This window comes from Mesorhizobium sp. URHB0026 (genome assembly GCF_054059755.1).
Genome location: NZ_JBSSCN010000001.1, coordinates 4,242,750 through 4,261,916, shown reverse-complemented (window position 1 = coordinate 4,261,916; position 19,167 = coordinate 4,242,750). Strand labels below are relative to the sequence as shown.

The following is a 19,167-nucleotide window of genomic DNA, read 5'->3' as shown; positions in this document are numbered from 1 at the left end:
CGGTTTTGCGCCCGGCAGTTGATCCCTCACCGAAAAAGCTCGATAGTTTCGGCACGCCGGAGGGGCCGGCCAACGGGTCGATTTTCATGCAGTTTCGCTTGCTACACCCTTTCGCCGTTTTTTTTCTCCTCAGCCTCCTGCTTACGCTTTCGCCGGCCCAAGCGCAGCTCTTCGAGACCAAGGCCGCGCAGGCCTTCATGATCGATGCCGATACCGGAACGGTGCTGTTTTCGAAAGATGCCGACAAACCCATTCCGCCGGCTTCGATGGCCAAGCTGATGACTATGGAAGTGGTTTTCAACGCCCTCAAATCCGGCCGCCTCAAACTCGACGATACGTTCGTGGTCAGCGAAAATGCCTGGCGCAAAGGTGGCGCACCGTCGGGGACCTCGACGATGTTCGCCAAGCTCAAATCGGCGATCCGGCTCGAGGACCTGATCCAGGGGGTGACCGTGCAAGCCGCCAATGACGGCTGTATCGTCATCGCCGAAGGCATGGCCGGATCCGAGGACAACTTTGCCGGAGAGATGACCGAACGCGCGCGCCAGATCGGCCTCAAGACCTCGACTTTCGTCAACTCGACCGGCCTGCCGGCAGACGGCCAGCAGACAAACGTGCGGGAATTGGCGCAGCTCGCCCTTCATTTATGGCGCGAATACCCCGATTTCTACCGGTATTACGGCTTGAAGGATTTCACCTGGAACAAGATCTCGCAGAGGAACCGCAACCCGTTGCTGGCGATGGACATCGGCGCCGACGGCCTTGCTGTCGGCGCGAGCGAGACATCCGGTTTCGGCATCGTCGCTTCGGTCAGCCACAACGGCACGCGGGTGATCGCGGCGATGAGCGGGCTGGCAAATGACAAGGAGCGCGCAGAAGAGGCACGCAAACTGCTCGATTGGGGCGTTCGCTCGTTCGAGAAGACCGAAATCTTCGCCAAGGACGAGGTGGTCGGAGAGGCCCAGGTTTTTGGCGGCATGAAATCCGGCGTGACGCTTAAGGCAAAAGGTCCGATCGACATCTTCCTGCCGATCACCAACCGCGACAAGCTGACGGCCAGGATCATCTACACCGGCCCGGTCGCGGCACCGGTGGAGGAGGGGCAGCCGGTGGGCGCACTGCGCGTCTGGATCGGCGACACGCTGAGCCAGGAAACACCGTTGTTCGCCGCCGAGTCGATCAGCGTCGGCAGTTTGCCGCAACGCGCCCTCGATGCCGTCAAGGAACTGTCGATCGGCTGGCTTCGATAGCACCGACGGCATGGACGTTTTCCCGAACGCGGACTATCTAGAGCGCAACAATCCACTCGAACACGAACAAAGGCCCTCGGTTGGCGCGCGGATTTTTCATCACCTTCGAAGGCGGCGAAGGCGCAGGCAAGTCGACACAGATCGAGCGGTTGGCTACCAAGATGCGCGCCAAGAAGTATGATGTCGTACGGACACGTGAGCCGGGCGGCTCACCGGGCGCCGAAGCGGTCCGGCATGTGCTGCTTTCAGGTGCCGCCGAACCGTTCGGGCCCAAGATGGAAGCGCTGCTCTTCGCAGCCGCGCGTTCCGACCACGTCGAGCAGGTCATCCGTCCGGCGGTCGAACGCGGCTCCATTGTGCTTTGTGACCGCTTCCTGGATTCCTCGCGTGTCTATCAGGGCGTTACGGGTGGGATCGATCCGGCATTCATGGCCATGCTGGAACAGGTCTCGATCAACGGCATGATGCCCGACATGACGCTGATCTTCGATATCGACCCGGCCGAGGGTTTGAAGCGCGCGACATTGCGGCGTGGCAGCGATGCCGCCGCCGACCGCTTCGAAAAGGAGACGCTGGCCATCCACCAGGCTCGCCGCGAAGCGTTCCTGGCGATCGCCGCGGCAGAGCCGGAACGCTGCATCGTCGTCGATGCGTCCGCCGATCCGGACACGGTGGAAGATGTCGTCACGGCAACCGTGTTCGCGGCACTGGAGGCAAGGGCGTCCGAGCGCAACAGGCAGGTCGCACCCGTATGATCTTCGAACGCATCGCGCCGGAACAGCATGATACGCTGGACGGTGTGCCGGAGCCCTCCGAAACACCGCGTCTGGTCGGACACGGACAGGCGATCACCATGCTTGCCGCCGCCTATCGTGCGGGAAAGCTGCCGCATGCGCTTATCTTCGCCGGTCCGGTCGGGATCGGCAAGGCGACGCTCGCCTTCCATCTCGCCCACCACCTTTTGAAGCATCCGGCCTTCGACCAGGCGCCTGGCAACCTGGCGGTTCCCGATCCGGCCTCGCCGCTGTTTCGCCAGATCGCAACCGGCGCGCATCCCGGCGTACTGCATCTGACCCGCCCGCTGAACGACAAGACAAAGAGTTTCAAGACCGTCGTCACCGTTGACGAAATCCGCAAGGTCAGCCGCTTCCTGTCGCTGACTTCGCACGACGGCAGCTACCGGGTGGTGATCGTCGATCCGGCCGACGACATGAATGCCAATGCGGCCAATGCCTTGCTGAAGAATCTTGAGGAGCCACCGGCACGGACTCTGTTCATTCTCATCGTCCATGCACCGGGCAGTCTGCTGCCGACGATCCGCTCGCGCTGCCAGGTGGTGCGGCTGACACCGCTTGACGCCAACGAACTGATGTCGGTGCTGGAGACAGCGGAGCCGCCGCCGCCGGTCGATCCGGCCGCGAGGGCCGCATTGGTCGAGCGGGCAGGGGGAAGCGCCCGCAACGCGATCCTATTGACGCAGTATGGCGGGCTGGAGATCGCGCGGACGCTGGATGGCCTGGTGGCGACCGGAAACAGCGATATTGGCGGCGCCTATCGCCTGGCCGAAGCGGTCGCGGGCAAGGACCAGGCGGTACAGTTCGACATCTTCAACCGCCGGGCGCTGGACCTTCTGTCGGATGCGGCAAGCCAGGCGGCGCGGGCTGGCGATCTCAAGCGGGCCAAAACGCTGTCGGATAGTTGGCATGAGGCGCTGGACGCGATATCTGAGACGGACACCTACAATCTCGACAAAAAGCAGCACGCCCTGACCATGATCGACCGCCTGAATTCTGCAATGCGAATGTGACGGCCTTTCTGGTGCATGCCGTTGCCCCTGAAACCGGGGCCACTTTTGGGCGGCATGCATGGTCTCGGGATGGCAATCGCCATTCCGATGCGATATCCACCGCCACGGCCTCCATTCAGACATTCATGACGGTTCATCCATGTCACGCGACACATTCTACATCACAACCGCGATTTCCTATCCGAACGGCAAGCCGCATATCGGCCATGCCTACGAGCTGATCGCCACCGACGCTCTTGCCCGCTTCCAGCGGCTCGACGGCAAGCAGGTCTTCTTCCTTACCGGCACCGACGAGCACGGCATCAAGATGCTGCAGACAGCCAAGCGCGAAGGCATTTCGGCGCGTGAACTGGCAGACCGCAATTCAGCCGAGTTCAAGCACATGGCGACCGCGCTCAACGCCTCCAACGACGATTTCATCCGCACCACGGAGGAGCGCCATTACGCTGCTTCGCAGGCGATCTGGAAGGCGATGGCCGCCAATGGCGACGTCTATAAGGGCGGCTATGCCGGGTGGTACTCGGTGCGCGACGAAGCCTATTACGGCGAGGAGGAGACCGAGGTCCGTCCTGACAATGTCCGCTACGGGCCGCAGGGAACGCCGGTCGAATGGGTCGAGGAAGAGAGCTATTTCTTCCGCCTGTCGGCCTATCAGGACAAGCTCGTCGCGCTTTATGAAGGCCAGCCCGACTTCATCGGCCCCGCCGAGCGCCGCAACGAGGTGATGAGCTTCGTCAAGTCGGGACTGAAGGACCTGTCGATCTCGCGCACCACTTTCGACTGGGGCGTGCCGGTGCCGGGCGATGAAAAGCATGTCATGTATGTTTGGGTCGACGCGCTGACCAACTACATCACCGGTGTCGGCTATCCCGATGAAAAAGATGAGAAATGGAAGTTCTGGCCAGCCGATGCGCACATCATCGGCAAGGACATCGTGCGCTTCCACGCCGTTTATTGGCCGGCCTTCCTGATGTCGGCCGGCATCCCGCTGCCGAAGCGCGTCTTCGGCCACGGCTTCCTGTTCAACCGCGGCGAGAAGATGTCGAAGTCGGTCGGCAACGTCATCGACCCGTTCGCCATGGTCGAGCATTACGGGCTCGACCAGGTGCGCTACTTCTTCCTGCGCGAAGTGCCGTTCGGGCAGGACGGCAGCTACAGCCATGAGGCGATCGTCAACCGCACCAATGCGGATCTGGCCAACGGTCTCGGCAATCTGGCGCAGCGCTCGCTGTCGATGATCGCGAAGAATTGCGGCGGCGTCGTGCCGAAGCGCGGCGACCTGGCGGAGGCCGACAAGGTGATCCTGGATCAAGCGGTCGATGCTCTCGCCACCGCGCGCAAGGCAATGGCCGAACAGGGCATCCATCTGGCACTGGCGGCAATCTTCGGCGTGGTTGCGGAAGCCGACCGGTATTTCGCCGGACAGGAACCCTGGGCGCTCAAGAAAACCAATCCCGAGCGCATGGAAACGGTGTTGTGGGCGACGGCCGAAGTGGTCAGGCGCGTGGCGGTTCTATGCCAGCCCTTCATTCCGGGCTCGGCCGGCAAGCTGCTCGACCTGCTGGCGGTGCCGGCGGACAATCGCGATTTCGTGCATGTCCATGCCGACCATGCGCTTGTGTCCGGGACGGCGCTGCCTCCGCCTGAGGGCGTGTTTCCGCGCTATGTCGAGCAGACGGACGCGAACGCCTGATGCTCGTCGACAGCCATTGTCATCTGGATTTTCCAGACTTTGCCGAAGAGCGGGCGGCCATTGTCGCCCGCGCCAAGGCGGCTGGTATCAGCCGGATGGTGACGATCTCCACGCGCGTGAAGCGGTTCCAGCAAGTTCTTGAGATCGCGGAGACTTTCGACGAAGTCTATTGCTCGGTCGGCACCCACCCGCACAATGCCGCCGAGGAGCTCGACGTCACCACCGCCGACCTTGTCCGCCTGTCCACTCACCCAAAGGTGGTGGCGATCGGCGAAGCAGGCCTCGATTATTTCTACGACAAGGCACCACGCGATGCGCAGGCGCAGGGTTTTCGCGCTCATATCGCCGCCGCCCGCGAGACCGGGCTGCCTCTCGTCATCCATTCGCGCGATGCCGACAACGATATGACCGCCATTCTCGAGGACGAGACAGGGAAGGGCGCCTTCCCGTTCATCCTGCATTGCTTTTCGTCGGGACGGCGACTCGCCGAGGTTGGCGTGTCGTTAGGCGGCTATGTGTCGTTCTCGGGCATCCTGACCTTTAAGAACTCGATCGAATTGCGCGCCATCGCCGCCGATTTGCCGCGTGACCGGCTGCTGGTCGAGACTGACGCGCCATATCTGGCGCCGGTACCGTTCCGCGGCAAGCGCAACGAGCCGGCCTACGTCGCGCAAACCGCCAAGGTGCTGGCCGAGACAATCGGCGTCAGCGAGGCTGAGATCGCGGCGGTGACAACCGACAATTTCTTTCAGCTGTTTGGAAAAATGTCTCGCCAGCAGGCGCTCGAGACATGAGCGACCGGCTGCGCCTGACAATTCTCGGCTGCGGGTCGTCGCCAGGCACGCCGCGCATCACCGGCGACTGGGGTAATTGCGACCCCACCAATCCCAGGAACCGGCGCATGCGCACGGCGGCACTTGTCGAGCGCATTGCCGCCAATGGCGGCCGCACCACCGTCGTCATCGACACCGGCCCGGATTTCCGCGAGCAGATGCTGATGGCTTCAGTCAGGCGCATCGACGGGGTCATCTACACGCATCCGCATGCTGACCACATCCACGGCATCGATGACCTGCGCGGCTATGTGCAGGAACAACGGCATCGCATCGCAATCCATGCCGACGAGCCGACCATGCTGCGGCTGCGCGAGGCGTTCGGCTATTGCTTCCAGACGCCGGCAGGCAGTTCCTATCCGCCGATCGTCGACGCCCACATCATCGATCATACCAGGCCGGTCGTGATCAAAGGAGAGGGGGGTGCCCTCACCTTCGAGCCGCTACCTCAGATCCATGGCGACATCATTTCGCTGGGTTTCCGCATCGGTGGGCTCGCCTACTGTCCCGATGTCAGCGACTTTCCCAAGACCACCGTAGAACGGCTGCGAGGCCTCGACATGCTGGTCATCGACGCTTTGCAATACAACACGCACCCAAGCCATCTTTCGCTTGGCGAGGCGCTGGACTGGATCGAGGCGCTTTCGCCTGGGAGCGCCGTGCTGACGCACATGCACGTGCCGCTCGATTACACCGCCGTGATGGCCGAGACGCCCGACAGTGTCGAACCAGCCTATGATGGCATGGTGATCGAAATCCCATACGAGTCAAACCCGTAGGGGCTGCTGCTCAGTTGGCGTTTCAAATCGTCGTCTGAACGCTCGAGCATGCGTGAAGTGCCCGTGGCACCCAATGAGTAAGTTCCATAATCTATCTTATGCGACTTTTATTTGGCAGCTATTTAGTCGGACGGATTTCAATGAACGATCCCGCCGTGATAGCCCGGCGAATACGGCCCGGTCCGGCTTTGCGCCCGCTTCATGGCTTGCAGGAAAACTTACCGAGGCCCCTGCTCCAGGCTGATCCGGTAACTCAGCGAACGCTTCGCGCCCGGCGCGATCAGCATCAGGCCGGGCTTGTCGGTGAACTCTCCATCGAAATCCAGCGGACTGGCAATGCCATGCCAGGGCTCGATGCACAGGAACGGTGCGCCGCCGGGTTTGGACCAGATGCCCAGTTCCTGAAATCCCTGCCATGAGACCTCGATCGCCGGACCGTCATCGGCACCATAGCGAACGCTGTTGCTGGCCGGCCGGTCCAGGATCACGGCGTCGTCGGCAAACAGGCGTTCGGACAGCTCGAGCACATTGCCTTTGAGCGGCGTTGGCTGCCGCGTTGCGATGAGCAGGCCATCCTTCAGCCGGCGGATCGGCGCGGGCTCTGCTTGGGCAAACGTCAGGCGATAGGCGTCCTTCGCCATATCGGGCAGAAGCGGCCAGTTGAACGCCGGATGCGCCCCGATCGACGCCGGCATCGGTTCGTCGCCCGAGTTGGTAATCTCGAATTCTATGTCGAGTTGCCCCTCGCCGAGCGTATAGGTCACGGCCAGTCGAAATGCGAACGGGTAGTGCGTTCGGGTTTCCGCGTCGTCGGTGAGCACCAGCGTGCAGGATCGAGGTCCCCTCTGCGCCCACATAAAAGGCTTGTCGCGGGCGAAGCCGTGCTGCGTCATCGGATAGGCCTGGCCGCGATGGTGCAGTTGATCGCCCTTCAGCCGGCCGACGATCGGAAACAGCACTGGTGAATGGCGCCGCCAGGCCGGTCCAGCCTGCCACAGGAACTCAAATTCTCGTGCATCCCGCAGGGTAACCAACTCTGCGCCGTGGGCCACGATGGTTGCCGATATGCCATCGCCATGAAGCGTCAGACTGTCCTGTTCCATATGTCCTCGCGGTTCGTCCGGCGTGGACGGCAGGCTAGCAAATGGCCGGGCGTGAACTCAAGGTGGCGCACCGCATTTGCATTCACGCGATCGCGGTGAACCTTGATGGTGGACCTTTGAAAGAGGCTGGCCGGAGGTTTCCCTCCGGCCAGCCAAGACTCAAAGCTGCTGCCTGCCACGGTCCGGACTATTCGCGCTCGCCGGTGAAATTCAGGAGCAGCTGGAAGATGTTGATGAAGTTCAGATAGAGTGAGAAGGCACCGAAGACGGCGAGCTTCTGGCGCGACTCCGCATCGAAATTCTTCGCGTATTGCTCCTTGATCGTCTGCGTGTCCCAGGCCGTCAGGCCGATGAACACGGCGATGCCGATCACCGAAATGGCGAACTGCAGTGCGGTCGAGCCGAGGAAGATGTTGACGATGCTGGCAATCACCACGCCGATCAAGCCCATGATCAGGAAGGACGAGAACTGCGTCAGGTCGCGCCTTGTCGTGTAGCCGTAGAGGCTGGTGGCGCCGAACATGGTGGCGGCGATGAAGAAAGTGCGCGCGATGCTGGTGCCGGTGAAGACGAGGAACACCGAAGCCAGCGACAGGCCCATGACGGCACAGAAGGCCCAAAACATCGCCTGCGCGCTTGCCGCCGACATGGTCTGCATCTTGAACGAAAATAGGAGCACGAAGGCGAGCGGCGCCAGCATCACCACCCATTTCAGCGGGCTGGAAAAGATCGGCACATAAAGCGCCGGCGTCGACGACACGAGGAAGGCGACAAGGCCGGTAACCACCAGGCCAAGGCCCATATAATTGTAGACGCGTAGCATGTGCTGGCGCAGGCCCTCGTCGTAGACGGCTCCAGTCCGGGCGCCTGTGCCCACGCGGTATCCAAGATTGGGCGTATTCATTCGAGGTCTCCTTTGTGGATTGGTCAGTAAAGCGTTCTGGCGAGCGTTTCGGCGGCGCGGTCGAGGTCATGAACCTCGCTCTTCGCGACAACCGCGTAAGCGACGTCGCCGATCTGGAAATAGGCCGAGGAGATGTCGCCGGAGGGCGCGACGGTCGGCTTGACCACATCGAAAGTGCCCGGCCGAATCGCGAACAGCGAAACCAGGCCCATCTCCTTCGTTTCAACCGCAATCTCGACACTCGGGCCGAAGCGCGACGGATAGATTTGCACGTCGCGGACCTTCCAGCCCTTCGGCAGCGCCGGCATGACGATGGCGGTGGCGGCGCGGATCTCGCCGGCATTGTAATTGGGCGCCTCGGTCTGCGAGGGCATGTTTTCGCGCAGCAGCGTTGTCCTGTGTGCCTGTACCGCCTCATCGACATAGGCGGGCGGCTGCGGCGAGGCGACGACCTCGGTCACCGACATCGGCCCGACGATGCCGTTGGCCAGCCAGCCGGCGGCGACGAAAGCCGCGACCGCTGCCGCGCGTTGCAGCACACCGAAGATGCGGCCCCGGCCAAGCCCCCTCTCCAGCCGCCGCGCCGCGTCGGCCGTCGCCGGCCGCGCCATGCCTTCGGAGCCGGCCAGCGCCACGCGCAGTTCGTCGCGGGTGCGCAGATCCGACATCACACGCGCGGCCGTGTCCGGACGCGCCGACAGGAAGGCTTCGACCGCGATGCGGCGGCTAACGTCGAGCTGGTCGTCGACATAGGCGTCGAGATCGGCGTCCGTAACCGGGTCAACAAGAGCGGTCATGAGTCACCTCCCACGATCCTGAGATGATTTTTGCCCCGGGCGGGCCCCTCTTCCATCTGCCGCAAGGCCTCGCGCGCCCTGCCGATACGCGACATCAGCGTGCCCAGCGGCACGCCGCTGGCGTTGGCGGCCTGCTGATAGGAGAGCCCTTCGATGGCGACCAGGTGCAGCGCCGAGCGCTGCTCTTCCGGCAGGCTGAAAAAGGCTTGGCGAACCTGCGCCAAGCGCACGGAGTGTTCCTGCGGCGCCGGGGTGCTGCCGTCGGCCAGATATCGGGCCTGTTCGAGGCGTGCCGCTTCCGAGCGGCGCGAGCGCACGCGGTCGATGAAGGTGTTGTGGACGATCGACAGCAGCCAGGCGCGCAGATTTCCGCCGGAGCGGAACGTGCCGCGCCGGTCATAGGCGCGCACCAGCGCGTCGTGCACGAGATCCTCGGCGTCGACGCCGTCGCGCGTCAGCGAACGGGCGTAGCGCCGCAGGGACCCGAGCTGTCCTATGATGTCAAAGCGCGGCATCGACCGTTTCATGCCCTGTTTACGGAGCATGTGGGGATTTTAATCCTGGCCGTGCCGATTTTTCTTCGCGGGAGATATCGGTTGCAGGTATCTCGTCCCGCCTAGGTGCCGTGAGCACCCTTAGGTCCAAGTGGTTTTGCCGGTTTGGAAGCGAAGACACCGCAGGCGCGCAACACCCATCGGCGGCCGTCGCTGCGAAAATCGGTGATGCTCAGTGGCTCGACGTCGATCTTCGAGCTGGCGGCAAGCGGCGCACCGAGAACATGCAGGATCGCGGCGCGGATGACGCTGGCATGCGTCACGGCGATGGTATGGCCACGTTCGGCGATCACTCGATCCATCAATCCGGCGATCCGTCGGACAACCTCGGCCAGCGGCTCGCCACCATGCGGGGCCGCATTCGGATCCGTGAGCCATGCGGCGATTTCTTCAGGCTGTCGCGCCTGCACCTCTTCAACGCTCTTGCCCGCCCATAGTCCATAGTTCTGGTCGGCCAGCATCGGATCGACGGACGCGTCCAGCGACAGCGCCTCGGCGGTCTGACAGGCGCGAAGCGCCGGCGCTGTCCACACACGGTCGGCGCGACGCAGCGTCCCTCGCACCGCCCTTGCCAATGTCAGCGATCCTGGCTCCAGCGGTTCATCCAAGGGAAACCGCCCTTTCCGGGTCGCCGCCGTGGCACCGGCGCAGATCATGGTCAGACGGACGAGCATGGCATGCCTTCTCTGAAGTGGTTGAAAAGCCGCACCAACAGGTGCCGCCTTTCGCGTCGGCGCGATCAAAACCGCTGGTGAAACCTGGCCAATTTGCGTATCACTCCGCCGCGCCAACGGAACCAAAATGATGTTCGAAGACCTGCAGCCAGCTCCCGCCGACAAGATTCTTGCGCTGATCGGGCTCTATCGCGCCGATCCACGTCCTGGCAAGGTCGACCTCGGCGTCGGCGTCTACAAGGATCGCGACGGCAAGACGCCGGTCATGCGCGCCGTGCGGGAGGCCGAGAAGCGGCTGCTGCAGGGCCAGGATAGCAAGACCTATCTCGGTCTTGCCGGGGATACCGGGTTCAACACTGTGATGGCCAAGCTCGCCTTCGGTCCGGGCGCGGACCTGTCGCGCATCCGGACGGCACAGGTGCCCGGTGGCTCCGGCGCGCTGCGGCTGGTGGCAGAACTGCTCAAGCGGATGCGTTCGGATGCCACGGTCTGGGTCTCCGACCCGACCTGGCCGAACCATATGCCGGTGATGCGTGCCGCCGGCCTGCAGATTCGCGAATATCCCTATTTCGATGCTGCCTCGGGAGCGGTTCGTTTCGACGACATGCTGGCGGCGCTGCGGTCGGCCAACAGCGGCGACGTGGTGCTGCTGCATGGCTGCTGCCACAATCCGACCGGCGCCAATCTGGACGCGGCCCAGTGGGAGGCCGTCACCGATCTCGCCGTCGAGCGCGGCCTGCTGCCATTTGTCGACATCGCCTATCAAGGCTTTGGCGACGGCCTGGAGGCCGATGCCCTCGGCTTGCGGCTTCTGGCCGCGAAAGTTCCGGAAATGGTTGTCGCGTCGAGCTGCTCGAAAAATTTCGCGGTGTACCGCGACCGGGTCGGCGCGGCGATGGTCCTGGCCAGGAACGGCGCGCAGGCCGACGTCGCGATGAGCCAGATGCTGTCGGCGGCGCGCGCCATGTATTCGATGCCGCCCGACCATGGCGCCGCGGCGGTGCGCATCGTCCTGGAAGACGTCGCGCTGCGTGCCAACTGGGAAGCAGAACTGGAAGAGATGCGTCTTCGTATGCTGAGGCTTAGGGTCGCATTCGCCGAGGCGCTGCGCCGGCAATCCAATTCCGACCGCTTCGACTTCGTTGCCAGCCATCGCGGCATGTTCTCGCGGCTCGGCCTCACGGAAGCGCAGGTCGAAAGGCTGCGCGCCGAGCACGCCGTCTACATGGTCGGCGACAGCCGCATCAACGTCGCCGGCCTGCCCGAGGACGGCATGGATGACCTCGCCAAGGCAATTGTTTCCGTGCTGGACTGACGGGGCGGGTACGGTGCGCCTGTGGACAAGGTCCCCTCGCCGGCTGACAGCGTTGGCCGAGTGGCGGTTCGCGCGATAGCATCCGCTCCATGACGCCATCGAAAGACATTTCACGCCTGATCGAGATCATGGCGGCGTTGCGGGCGCCGAAGACCGGGTGCCCGTGGGACATCGAGCAGGACTTCTCCACAATTGCGCCCTATACGATCGAGGAGGCCTACGAGGTGGCGGATGCCATCGCGCGCGGCGATCTCGACGATTTGCGCGACGAACTCGGTGACCTCCTGCTGCAGGTCGTCTACCATGCCCAGATAGCGCAGGAAGCCGGCGAATTCGCCTTCCCTGACGTTGTCCAGGCCATCACCACCAAGATGATCCGCCGCCATCCGCACGTTTTTGGCGACGAGAAGGCCCGCAGCGCCGGCATGGCCAAGGGCATGTGGGAGAAGATCAAGGCGCAGGAGAAGGTCGAGAAGCGACAAGCCCGCCTCGCGCGCGGCCTCGACCCGGAGGACAACGGCAAGGGGTTCCTGGACAGTGTTCCGGTCGCCCTGCCCGCCTTGACGCGAGCGCTGAAGCTTCAGGAAAAAGCCGCCCGGGTCGGCTTCGACTGGAGCGAGGCAGCTCCCATCCTGGACAAGATCGAGGAAGAGATCGGGGAGTTGCGCGAGGCTCTCGCCAAGGGCGAAACGGCCTCGATCAAGGACGAGTTCGGCGACATGTTGTTTGCCGTCGTCAATCTCGGCCGTCACCTGAAGCTCGATTCGGAGGCGGCGCTCAGCGGCACCAACGAGAAATTCCGCTCACGCTTCCACTATGTCGAACAGGCCCTGGAAAAATCAGGCGGCTCGCTGGAGGAAGCCAGCCTGGAGGAGATGGAAGCGCTCTGGCAGGAAGCAAAAACTGCAAGGTAAGCCTATAGCTCCGGCAATTCCGGAACGGAAAACCGCGATAACTTTTCCTCGAATTTCTGCAAGTTAGCTGTTGTTTTTGCGACGCAATCGGCTTTCAATCTCTTCGCGGGCGCTTTGCGTCGCCTTCAGCGAAATAGTGGCGCTGCCATCGTCATTGTCGGTTCGCGAAACGACATCGCCGTTGCGATACAGCCAGTCGACCAAGCCGAATTGTGCGGGCTCGATCGTCACCGTCAGGTCTTGCAGTTCGCCGGCCATCCGCGTTTCGACAACCGCTTTCAGCGCATCAATGCCTTCGCCTGATACCGCCGATACGGCAATCGGCGGCTCTTTGGAACCGTCGGCGCTGTCAGCGAGCAGCCGCTGCCTATTGCCTTCGTCCAGCAGGTCGATCTTGTTCCAGACTTCGATCACGCGCCTGGTGTCGCTGGCGTCGACGCCGAGATCGGCGAGGATGCGCTCGACATCCTCGGCTTGCGCGGCCGTGTCGGGATCGGAAATGTCGCGCAGATGGATGACGAGATCGGCCTCGACCACCTCTTCCAAGGTCGCCCGGAACGCCGCGATCAGATGCGTCGGCAGGTCCGAAATGAAGCCGACCGTATCGGAAAGAATGATCGGCGTGCCATGCGGCAGCCGCACGCGGCGCAGTGTCGGATCCAGCGTGGCGAACAGCATGTCCTGCGCCAGCACCCCTGCTCCGGTCAGCTTGTTGAACAGCGTCGACTTGCCGGCGTTGGTGTAGCCGACGATCGCCACCACTGGAAACGGCACCTTCTTGCGCTTGGCGCGGTGCAGGTCGCGGGTGCGGCGCACGGTTTCCAGCTCGTGCTTCAGCTTTATGATCTTTTCCTGCAACTGCCGACGATCGGATTCGATCTGCGTTTCACCGGGGCCGCCGAGGAAGCCGGCACCGCCACGCTGACGTTCCAGGTGGGTCCAGCTGCGCACCAGGCGGCCCTTCTGGTAGTTGAGATGGGCAAGCTCGACCTGCAGCGTGCCTTCCTTGGTGCGCGCCCGTTCGCCGAAGATCTCCAGGATCAGCCCGGTGCGATCCAGCACCTTGGCGTTGAATTGCTTCTCGAGGTTGCGCTGCTGCACCGGCGTCAGCGGATGGTCGACGATGACCACTTCCGCGTGCCCTTCCTTGACGATCCCGGCGAACTCCTCGACCTTGCCGCTGCCCAGCAACGTCGCCGGGCGCGGATCGTTGACGGTCACGACCGCCGTGTGGATCAGATCAAGGTCGATGGCGCGGGCAAGGCCGACTGCTTCGTCGTGGCGCGCCTCGGCCGAGCGCGTCAGCCGCGGACGGTTCGTGTCATCGTCGTTACGGGGTTGGCGGGTAAGCACAGGCACAATGACAACGGCCCGGGTCGGACCCTTGGCTTCCGTCCCGGGATGATGCGCTGGTTTTCCGCGAACCGTGCCGTCCGCGTCCTTCTCACGTGCCAATCAGGCGCCCTGGCTTTCCTCGCCATCGAACATCTGAACCGGTTGGCTCGGCATGATCGTGGAAATGGCGTGCTTGTAGACGAGTTGGGAGTGACCGTCGCGGCGCAGCAGGACGCAGAAATTATCGAAAGAAGTGACCACGCCGGTCAGCTTCACGCCGTTGATGAGAAAGATGGTGAGCGGGTTCTTGCTCTTGCGAACTGAATTCAGGAACAGGTCCTGAAGGTTTTGCGATCGTTCCGCCATTGTTTTTGTCTTTCGCCGATCCCCTTCGGTTTGCAGCCAATGCGCCAAATTAGCGGGCACATGTCAAGCGCGCAAACACCCTCTTGTCGTCAGTAACGACAAGCAGAACGAGATATATTGATGTTCATTCCACCTGTGCGGTTATCAGGCTGGACTTTTTTCCGCAATGTCAAAAAAGGCATGCCGCAACGAAAGTGTTATTGAGCCGGGGTGGCCATTGGCTATGGGATCGCCGTCAATGGCCACGATCGGCATGGCAATAGTCGTCGCGGAACTGATGAATGCTTCGCGGGCCGCTTTGGCCTCGGCGACGGAAAATTCCCGTTCCTCGATCTTCAGGCCGAGCCTTGCCGCGACTTCGAACATGGTGGTGCGCGTGATGCCGCGCAGAATGCCATGTTCGGCCGGCCGGGTGACCAGAACGCCATCCCTGGTAACGATCCAGGCATTCGACGACCCGCCTTCCTTGACGTTGCCGTCGGCATCCACGAACCACGCCTCCTGCGCGCCCGCTTCCTTGGCCTTCTGCTTGGCCAATACATTGGGCAGCAGCCCAACGGTCTTGATGTCGACACGGTCCCACCGGTTCTCCGGCACGGTGATGACGGCGATACCGGCCTCGGCTCGCTTGGCTCCCGCGGCAGGATCGGCCTTCCTGGCTGTCACCACCAGCGCGGGCTTGGTGTCCGCCGATGGGAAGACAAATTCCCGGCTGGCGACACCGCGCGTCACCTGAACATAGACAAGGCCGTTGACGACATGATTGCGGTTGACCACTTCGCGCAGGATCAGCGGCAACACATTGCGTGTCACCGGCCAGGCGATCGACAGTTCGGTCAGCGAGCGGTTCAGCCGGGCAAGGTGGCGCGGCATGTCGACGATGAAGCCGCGCGCCACCTCACAGACCTCGTAGACGCCGTCGGCGAACTGATAGCCGCGATCCTCGATATGCACGGCGGCATCGGCATGAGTGATGTAGCGCCCGTTCACATAGGCAATGCGCGGCATGGTCACCTCGGGAGATTTGGTTTGGCGTGTTTAAGCGATTCCGCGGTGCAGGTAACGGACAATCGCGTGGGCCACCGAGGATCCGGTCAGACGCCCAGCGACTTCAGCTTGCGGTGCAAGGCGGAACGCTCCATGCCGATGAACTCGGCCGTCTTCGAAATGTTGCCGCCGAACCGGTTGATCTGGGCGATCAGATAGTCCTTTTCGAACTGTTCGCGTGCCTCGCGCAGCGGCAGCGCCATTATGTGTTGGTCCGACTGGTTGGGCGTGCGCGGCATGACATCGCCGATTTCGGACGGGAGCAGATCCGCGGTGATCGGCGCGTCCACGTCCTCGCCGCGCGCCAGGATCATCAGTCGCTCGACGTTGTTGCGCAACTGACGCACGTTGCCCGGCCAGTTGTGCGCCTGCAGCACGGCCAGGGCGTCGTCGCCGATACGGCGTGGCTTGATGCCAGCCTGGCGGGCGATCTGCTTCATGAAGTTATCGACGAGATAGGGGATGTCCTCGCGCCGCTCGGCCAGTCCCGGCACCATGACCGGAACCACGGCGAGCCGGTGGTAGAGATCCTCGCGGAAACGCCCGTCGGCGATCATCGCCTCGAGGTTCTGCGAGGTCGAGGAAATGATGCGGACGTCGACCTTGACCCGCTTAGTACCGCCCACCCGCTCGAATTGCTGTTCGACCAGCACGCGCAAAATCTTGTTCTGCGTCTCGCGCGGCATGTCGGCCACTTCGTCGATGTAGAGAATGCCGCGATGGGCCTCCTCCAGCGCCCCCACCTTACGTTCGACCCCGTTCGATTCGGTGCCGAACAGTTCGATCTCCATGCGTTCAGGCGTGATATTGGCGGCGCTCAGCGTCACGAACGGCCCGCCCTTACGCGTCGACAGAGTATGGATGGCGCGGGCGGCCAGCTCCTTGCCCGATCCGGAAGGGCCAACGATCATCACCCGGCTGTTGGTCGGGGCGACGCGCTCGATGGTCTGGCGCAACTGGCTCATCGCCGAGGACATGCCGATCAAATCGAAAGTCTCGCCGCTGCGCAGCTTGAGGTCGGAAACTTCGCGGCGCAGTTTCGAGGTCTCGAGTGCGCGTTCGGCAATGAGGATCAGCCTGTCGGCCTTGAACGGCTTTTCGATGAAATCATAGGCTCCGCGACGGATGGCGGAAACCGCCGTTTCGATGTTGCCGTGGCCTGAAATCATCACCACGGGCAGGTTCGGGTGCATGGTCTTGATCTCGTCGAGCAACGCCAAGCCGTCCAGACGCGAGCCCTGCAGCCAGATATCCAGGAAGATCAGCCTCGGTGCTCGGTCGGCGATAGCCGCCAGTGCGCTGTCGGCATCGAATGCCGTACGGGTTTCGTGACCCTCGTCACTCAGGATGCCCGCGACGAGTTCGCGGATGTCTTCCTCGTCATCGACGATGAGAATATCAGACGCCATTGTCGACCTTTTCAGTTTCTCTTTCGTGGTCCGCCTTGCTTTCGGCGCGCGGCAGCGCGCTGGTCGCAGGCGGCAGGATGATGCTGATCATCGCGCCGCGCCCGCCGTGGAAATCCGCAGGCGCGTCATGGAGTTCCAGCCTGCCGCCATGGTCCTCCACGATCTTCTTGACGATAGCGAGGCCAAGCCCGGTGCCTTTTTCACGCGTGGTCATATAGGGCTCCAGCAACCGTTGGCGATTCTCCCGCGGCAGGCCTTTGCCATTGTCGATGACGTCGATGCGAATCGCGCCATTCTGACGGCCGGCTTGAATCCGGATTATGCCGTGCGAACCGTCCTTATGTTCCAGTCCGTCGATCGCCTCGGCGGCATTCTTGATCACATTGCCGAAAGCCTGGGCCATCAGGCGGCTGTCAAATGTACCCTTGAGCGGCTCGTTCCCGAATATCCGCTCGAAGGTGATGTCGGCGCGGCTGACTTCGACCAGGAAGGAAGCCTCGCGCAGTGATTCGCGCAGGTCGATGGCCTTCATCTCGGGCTTTGGCATGCGCGCGAAAGCCGAGAACTCGTCGACCATGCGGCCGATATCCTCCACCTGGCGGATGATGGTGTCGGTGCACTGGTCGAAAACCTCGCGGTCTTCGGTGATGACCTTGCCGTAGCGGCGCTTTATGCGTTCGGCGGAAAGCTGGATCGGCGTCAGCGGATTCTTGATCTCGTGGGCGATGCGCCGCGCCACGTCGGCCCAAGCGGATGAGCGCTGGGCCTGAACCAGATCGGTGATGTCGTCGACGGTCACGACATAGGATTTTTCCTCCGAGCCATCGGCGCCGGCCTCGATGGTGACCTGCACATTGAAGGTCCGCTCGGCGCCGGCGCGATAGAACGTCACCTGTTCGCGGTGGACCGGCTTGCCGGATTTACGGCCGATCTCGAAGACGCGGCCGACATGCGGCAGGATCGCGGACAGATTCTGCCCAAGTGCCGCGCTGGCGGAAACGGCCAGCATCGATTCGGCAGAACGATTGACGATGGTGATGATGCCGTAAGGGTCGACGCCGATGACGCCGGCGGTGACGCCGGCAAGCACGGCTTCGGAAAAACGGCGCCTCTCATCGATCAGGTCCTTCGCCGACAGGATCTCGTTGCGTTGCGATTTGAGCTCCAGCAGCATCTTGTTGAACGTGTCGCCGAGCGAGGCGACATCGCCATCGGATGGCCGCACCGGCACCGCGACGTCGAGATTGCCGGTCGCGACTTCGTCGGCAGCGCCGATCAGCTGACGGATCGGCCGCACGAGCCGGTCGGCAACAGCTATGCCGGTCCAGATTGCCGACAGGATGATGATCAGGGTCAGCGACAGATAGGGCAGCGCAAACGCCACTTGCGAGGTACGCCTGTTGTCCTCGAGATTGCGATACTCGTCGGTGTTGGACCTGACGATCTGCCGCGCCTTGATCACCTCGGGGTCGACCAGACGGATGGTGTAGAGATAGAGGCCATCGATCTCGCGCAGCTTGACGATGGCGCCCATGATGTTGCGCGTGCGCGGCTCGATCAGCACCGGCTTGCCGTCGGTGGCGGTGGCCACCGCTCCTTCCGGCGGTTCCGGCATGGCGAAATCGGCATCAGTCTTGGCGCTCATGACGAAGGAGCCATCGGGCTTGATCAGCGCGGCATGCGCCAGCGAGCGACCCACGGCTTCCTTGTTCATGAGGTCGAGAAACCCGGTGCGATCGAGGCCGTAGAGCGTGCGGGAGGCATCGAGATCGTAGGCCATCGACAGCGTCGTACCCTGCAGGTTGCGCGCGTTCTCCTGCACATAGGCGTCGGCGATCGACAGTGACGAATTGACGATGGTCTTGGTGCGGATCTCGAACCAGCGATCAAGGCCGATATCGAGCGTGATCGAGGCGATGATCGCCACCATGATGGCGGGAATGGCGGCAACGAGGGCGAACATGGCAACGATGCGCACATGCAGCCGGGAAGCCGCTTTGCCATGCCGGCGCGCCATGACGATGCGATGTACCTCGCGTCCAACCAGCGCGATGAGGAAGAGCACGAAGGCGGCGTTGAGAGCGATCAGGGCCCAGGTCGTTTTGGCGTCAGGCGCAATCGGTGTCGCACCGACCAGGATGGCGAACGAAATAGCCGCCATGACCAAGGCACCGACGACCGCCACCACGCCAGGCAGTGCCAGCAGCCGGCGCCCGTCGCGCGCGCCAGGTTCGCTGAAGAGCGGTTTGTTGAGTACAGGTGTTTGCGGAGCCATGTCGCCGTCTAGAGCCAGTGATTGCGTCCGATCTATGCAACGCATTGTGGCGATTATGCAACAAGTGTGACAACTACAGGACTCTTTCCCCAGTCGGTCCCCTGAAAAGATC

At 62.8% G+C, this 19,167-nt stretch carries 18 protein-coding genes; 8 read left to right on the top strand and 10 right to left on the bottom strand.

The features are described 5' to 3' along the window. Window positions 1-86: 86 nt before the first annotated feature. The 6 genes from ACVWWD_RS20830 (at window position 87) to ACVWWD_RS20805 (ending at window position 6,362) form a co-directional block, all read left to right on the top strand. Window positions 87-1,250 (top strand): D-alanyl-D-alanine carboxypeptidase family protein, encoded by a 1,164-nt coding sequence (locus tag ACVWWD_RS20830; protein ID WP_352553593.1) that lies wholly within the window; start codon window positions 87-89, stop codon window positions 1,248-1,250. 80 nt (window positions 1,251-1,330) lie between these two features. Beyond that, the gene (tmk, locus tag ACVWWD_RS20825; RefSeq protein WP_352553591.1) at window positions 1,331-2,005 is read left to right on the top strand and encodes a dTMP kinase; all 675 of its coding nucleotides are present in this window, start codon (window positions 1,331-1,333) and stop codon (window positions 2,003-2,005) included. Beyond that, on the top strand, window positions 2,002-3,057 hold the full coding sequence (locus tag ACVWWD_RS20820; RefSeq protein WP_457103301.1) for a DNA polymerase III subunit delta': 1,056 nt from the start codon (window positions 2,002-2,004) through the stop codon (window positions 3,055-3,057). Before tmk ends, ACVWWD_RS20820 begins: the two co-directional genes overlap by 4 nt. Window positions 3,058-3,196: 139 nt before the next feature. Continuing rightward, on the top strand, window positions 3,197-4,750 hold the full coding sequence (gene metG, locus ACVWWD_RS20815) for a methionine--tRNA ligase (protein ID WP_457103300.1): 1,554 nt from the start codon (window positions 3,197-3,199) through the stop codon (window positions 4,748-4,750). After that, complete coding sequence (locus ACVWWD_RS20810) at window positions 4,750-5,544, top strand: TatD family hydrolase (protein ID WP_023773691.1); 795 nt, start codon at window positions 4,750-4,752, stop codon at window positions 5,542-5,544. The genes metG and ACVWWD_RS20810 overlap by 1 nt, the downstream gene beginning before the upstream one ends. Next, a complete protein-coding gene (locus tag ACVWWD_RS20805; RefSeq protein ID WP_023773690.1) occupies window positions 5,541-6,362 on the top strand; it encodes an MBL fold metallo-hydrolase in 822 nt (273 codons plus the stop codon). The genes ACVWWD_RS20810 and ACVWWD_RS20805 overlap by 4 nt, the downstream gene beginning before the upstream one ends. A 218-nt stretch (window positions 6,363-6,580) precedes the next feature. Here the strand turns inward: ACVWWD_RS20805 and ACVWWD_RS20800 are convergent, their stop codons facing one another. The 5 genes from ACVWWD_RS20800 to ACVWWD_RS20780 all read right to left on the bottom strand — a co-directional run bounded on the left by ACVWWD_RS20800 (window position 6,581) and on the right by ACVWWD_RS20780 (window position 10,394). Then, window positions 6,581-7,465, bottom strand: coding sequence for an aldose 1-epimerase family protein (locus ACVWWD_RS20800; RefSeq protein WP_023795148.1), 885 nt, complete (start codon window positions 7,463-7,465; stop codon window positions 6,581-6,583). 187 nt (window positions 7,466-7,652) lie between these two features. Beyond that, the gene (locus tag ACVWWD_RS20795; protein WP_352553167.1) at window positions 7,653-8,369 is read right to left on the bottom strand and encodes a Bax inhibitor-1/YccA family protein; all 717 of its coding nucleotides are present in this window, start codon (window positions 8,367-8,369) and stop codon (window positions 7,653-7,655) included. 23 nt (window positions 8,370-8,392) lie between these two features. Continuing rightward, complete coding sequence (locus ACVWWD_RS20790; RefSeq protein ID WP_352567185.1) at window positions 8,393-9,166, bottom strand: anti-sigma factor family protein; 774 nt, start codon at window positions 9,164-9,166, stop codon at window positions 8,393-8,395. Continuing rightward, the gene (locus tag ACVWWD_RS20785; protein WP_023783979.1) at window positions 9,163-9,693 is read right to left on the bottom strand and encodes a sigma-70 family RNA polymerase sigma factor; all 531 of its coding nucleotides are present in this window, start codon (window positions 9,691-9,693) and stop codon (window positions 9,163-9,165) included. The genes ACVWWD_RS20790 and ACVWWD_RS20785 overlap by 4 nt, the downstream gene beginning before the upstream one ends. Before the next feature lie 89 nt (window positions 9,694-9,782). Next, window positions 9,783-10,394 carry a histidine phosphatase family protein gene (locus tag ACVWWD_RS20780; RefSeq protein WP_352553162.1) on the bottom strand — a complete coding sequence of 204 codons (612 nt, stop codon included), beginning with the start codon at window positions 10,392-10,394 and terminating at the stop codon, window positions 9,783-9,785. A gap of 130 nt (window positions 10,395-10,524) precedes the next feature. Here ACVWWD_RS20780 and ACVWWD_RS20775 point away from each other — a divergent pair, with 130 nt between their 5' ends. After that, complete coding sequence (locus tag ACVWWD_RS20775; protein WP_352553169.1) at window positions 10,525-11,709, top strand: amino acid aminotransferase; 1,185 nt, start codon at window positions 10,525-10,527, stop codon at window positions 11,707-11,709. Window positions 11,710-11,798: 89 nt separating this feature from the next. Then, window positions 11,799-12,623 (top strand): nucleoside triphosphate pyrophosphohydrolase, encoded by an 825-nt coding sequence (gene mazG / locus ACVWWD_RS20770; RefSeq protein WP_023796050.1) that lies wholly within the window; start codon window positions 11,799-11,801, stop codon window positions 12,621-12,623. A 63-nt stretch (window positions 12,624-12,686) separates the two neighbouring features. On the opposite strand, the gene hflX is transcribed toward mazG, so the two are convergent. The 5 genes from hflX to ACVWWD_RS20745 all read right to left on the bottom strand — a co-directional run bounded on the left by hflX (window position 12,687) and on the right by ACVWWD_RS20745 (window position 19,100). Then, entirely contained in the window at window positions 12,687-14,078 is a 1,392-nt protein-coding gene (gene hflX, locus ACVWWD_RS20765) for a GTPase HflX (RefSeq protein WP_023773682.1), read from the bottom strand. Further along, window positions 14,079-14,324: an RNA chaperone Hfq gene (gene hfq / locus ACVWWD_RS20760; RefSeq protein ID WP_006202172.1), complete on the bottom strand. Its 246-nt coding sequence runs from the start codon at window positions 14,322-14,324 to the stop codon at window positions 14,079-14,081. Between the two features lie 144 nt (window positions 14,325-14,468). Then, window positions 14,469-15,332 (bottom strand): D-amino-acid transaminase, encoded by an 864-nt coding sequence (locus ACVWWD_RS20755; RefSeq protein ID WP_023783975.1) that lies wholly within the window; start codon window positions 15,330-15,332, stop codon window positions 14,469-14,471. Window positions 15,333-15,418: 86 nt separating this feature from the next. Further along, entirely contained in the window at window positions 15,419-16,780 is a 1,362-nt protein-coding gene (gene ntrX, locus ACVWWD_RS20750; RefSeq protein ID WP_015317919.1) for a nitrogen assimilation response regulator NtrX, read from the bottom strand. Next, on the bottom strand, window positions 16,770-19,100 hold the full coding sequence (locus ACVWWD_RS20745; protein WP_435053080.1) for an ATP-binding protein: 2,331 nt from the start codon (window positions 19,098-19,100) through the stop codon (window positions 16,770-16,772). Before ACVWWD_RS20745 ends, ntrX begins: the two co-directional genes overlap by 11 nt. Between the last annotated feature and the right edge of the window lie 67 nt (window positions 19,101-19,167).

Bases quoted from the DNA above. Each gene is read 5' to 3' on its own strand.
- ACVWWD_RS20830 (WP_352553593.1), top strand. From the start codon at position 87: ATGCAGTTTCGCTTGCTACACCCTTTCGCCGTTTTTTTTCTCCTCAGC.
- ACVWWD_RS20820 (WP_457103301.1), top strand. From the start codon at position 2,002: ATGATCTTCGAACGCATCGCGCCGGAACAGCATGATACGCTGGACGGT.
- metG (WP_457103300.1), top strand. From the start codon at position 3,197: ATGTCACGCGACACATTCTACATCACAACCGCGATTTCCTATCCGAAC.
- ACVWWD_RS20810 (WP_023773691.1), top strand. From the start codon at position 4,750: ATGCTCGTCGACAGCCATTGTCATCTGGATTTTCCAGACTTTGCCGAA.
- ACVWWD_RS20805 (WP_023773690.1), top strand. From the start codon at position 5,541: ATGAGCGACCGGCTGCGCCTGACAATTCTCGGCTGCGGGTCGTCGCCA.
- ACVWWD_RS20800 (WP_023795148.1), bottom strand. From the start codon at position 7,465: ATGGAACAGGACAGTCTGACGCTTCATGGCGATGGCATATCGGCAACC.
- ACVWWD_RS20795 (WP_352553167.1), bottom strand. From the start codon at position 8,369: ATGAATACGCCCAATCTTGGATACCGCGTGGGCACAGGCGCCCGGACT.
- ACVWWD_RS20790 (WP_352567185.1), bottom strand. From the start codon at position 9,166: ATGACCGCTCTTGTTGACCCGGTTACGGACGCCGATCTCGACGCCTAT.
- ACVWWD_RS20785 (WP_023783979.1), bottom strand. From the start codon at position 9,693: ATGAAACGGTCGATGCCGCGCTTTGACATCATAGGACAGCTCGGGTCC.
- ACVWWD_RS20780 (WP_352553162.1), bottom strand. From the start codon at position 10,394: ATGCTCGTCCGTCTGACCATGATCTGCGCCGGTGCCACGGCGGCGACC.
- ACVWWD_RS20775 (WP_352553169.1), top strand. From the start codon at position 10,525: ATGTTCGAAGACCTGCAGCCAGCTCCCGCCGACAAGATTCTTGCGCTG.
- mazG (WP_023796050.1), top strand. From the start codon at position 11,799: ATGACGCCATCGAAAGACATTTCACGCCTGATCGAGATCATGGCGGCG.
- hfq (WP_006202172.1), bottom strand. From the start codon at position 14,324: ATGGCGGAACGATCGCAAAACCTTCAGGACCTGTTCCTGAATTCAGTT.
- ACVWWD_RS20755 (WP_023783975.1), bottom strand. From the start codon at position 15,332: ATGCCGCGCATTGCCTATGTGAACGGGCGCTACATCACTCATGCCGAT.
- ntrX (WP_015317919.1), bottom strand. From the start codon at position 16,780: ATGGCGTCTGATATTCTCATCGTCGATGACGAGGAAGACATCCGCGAA.
- ACVWWD_RS20745 (WP_435053080.1), bottom strand. From the start codon at position 19,100: ATGCGTTGCATAGATCGGACGCAATCACTGGCTCTAGACGGCGACATG.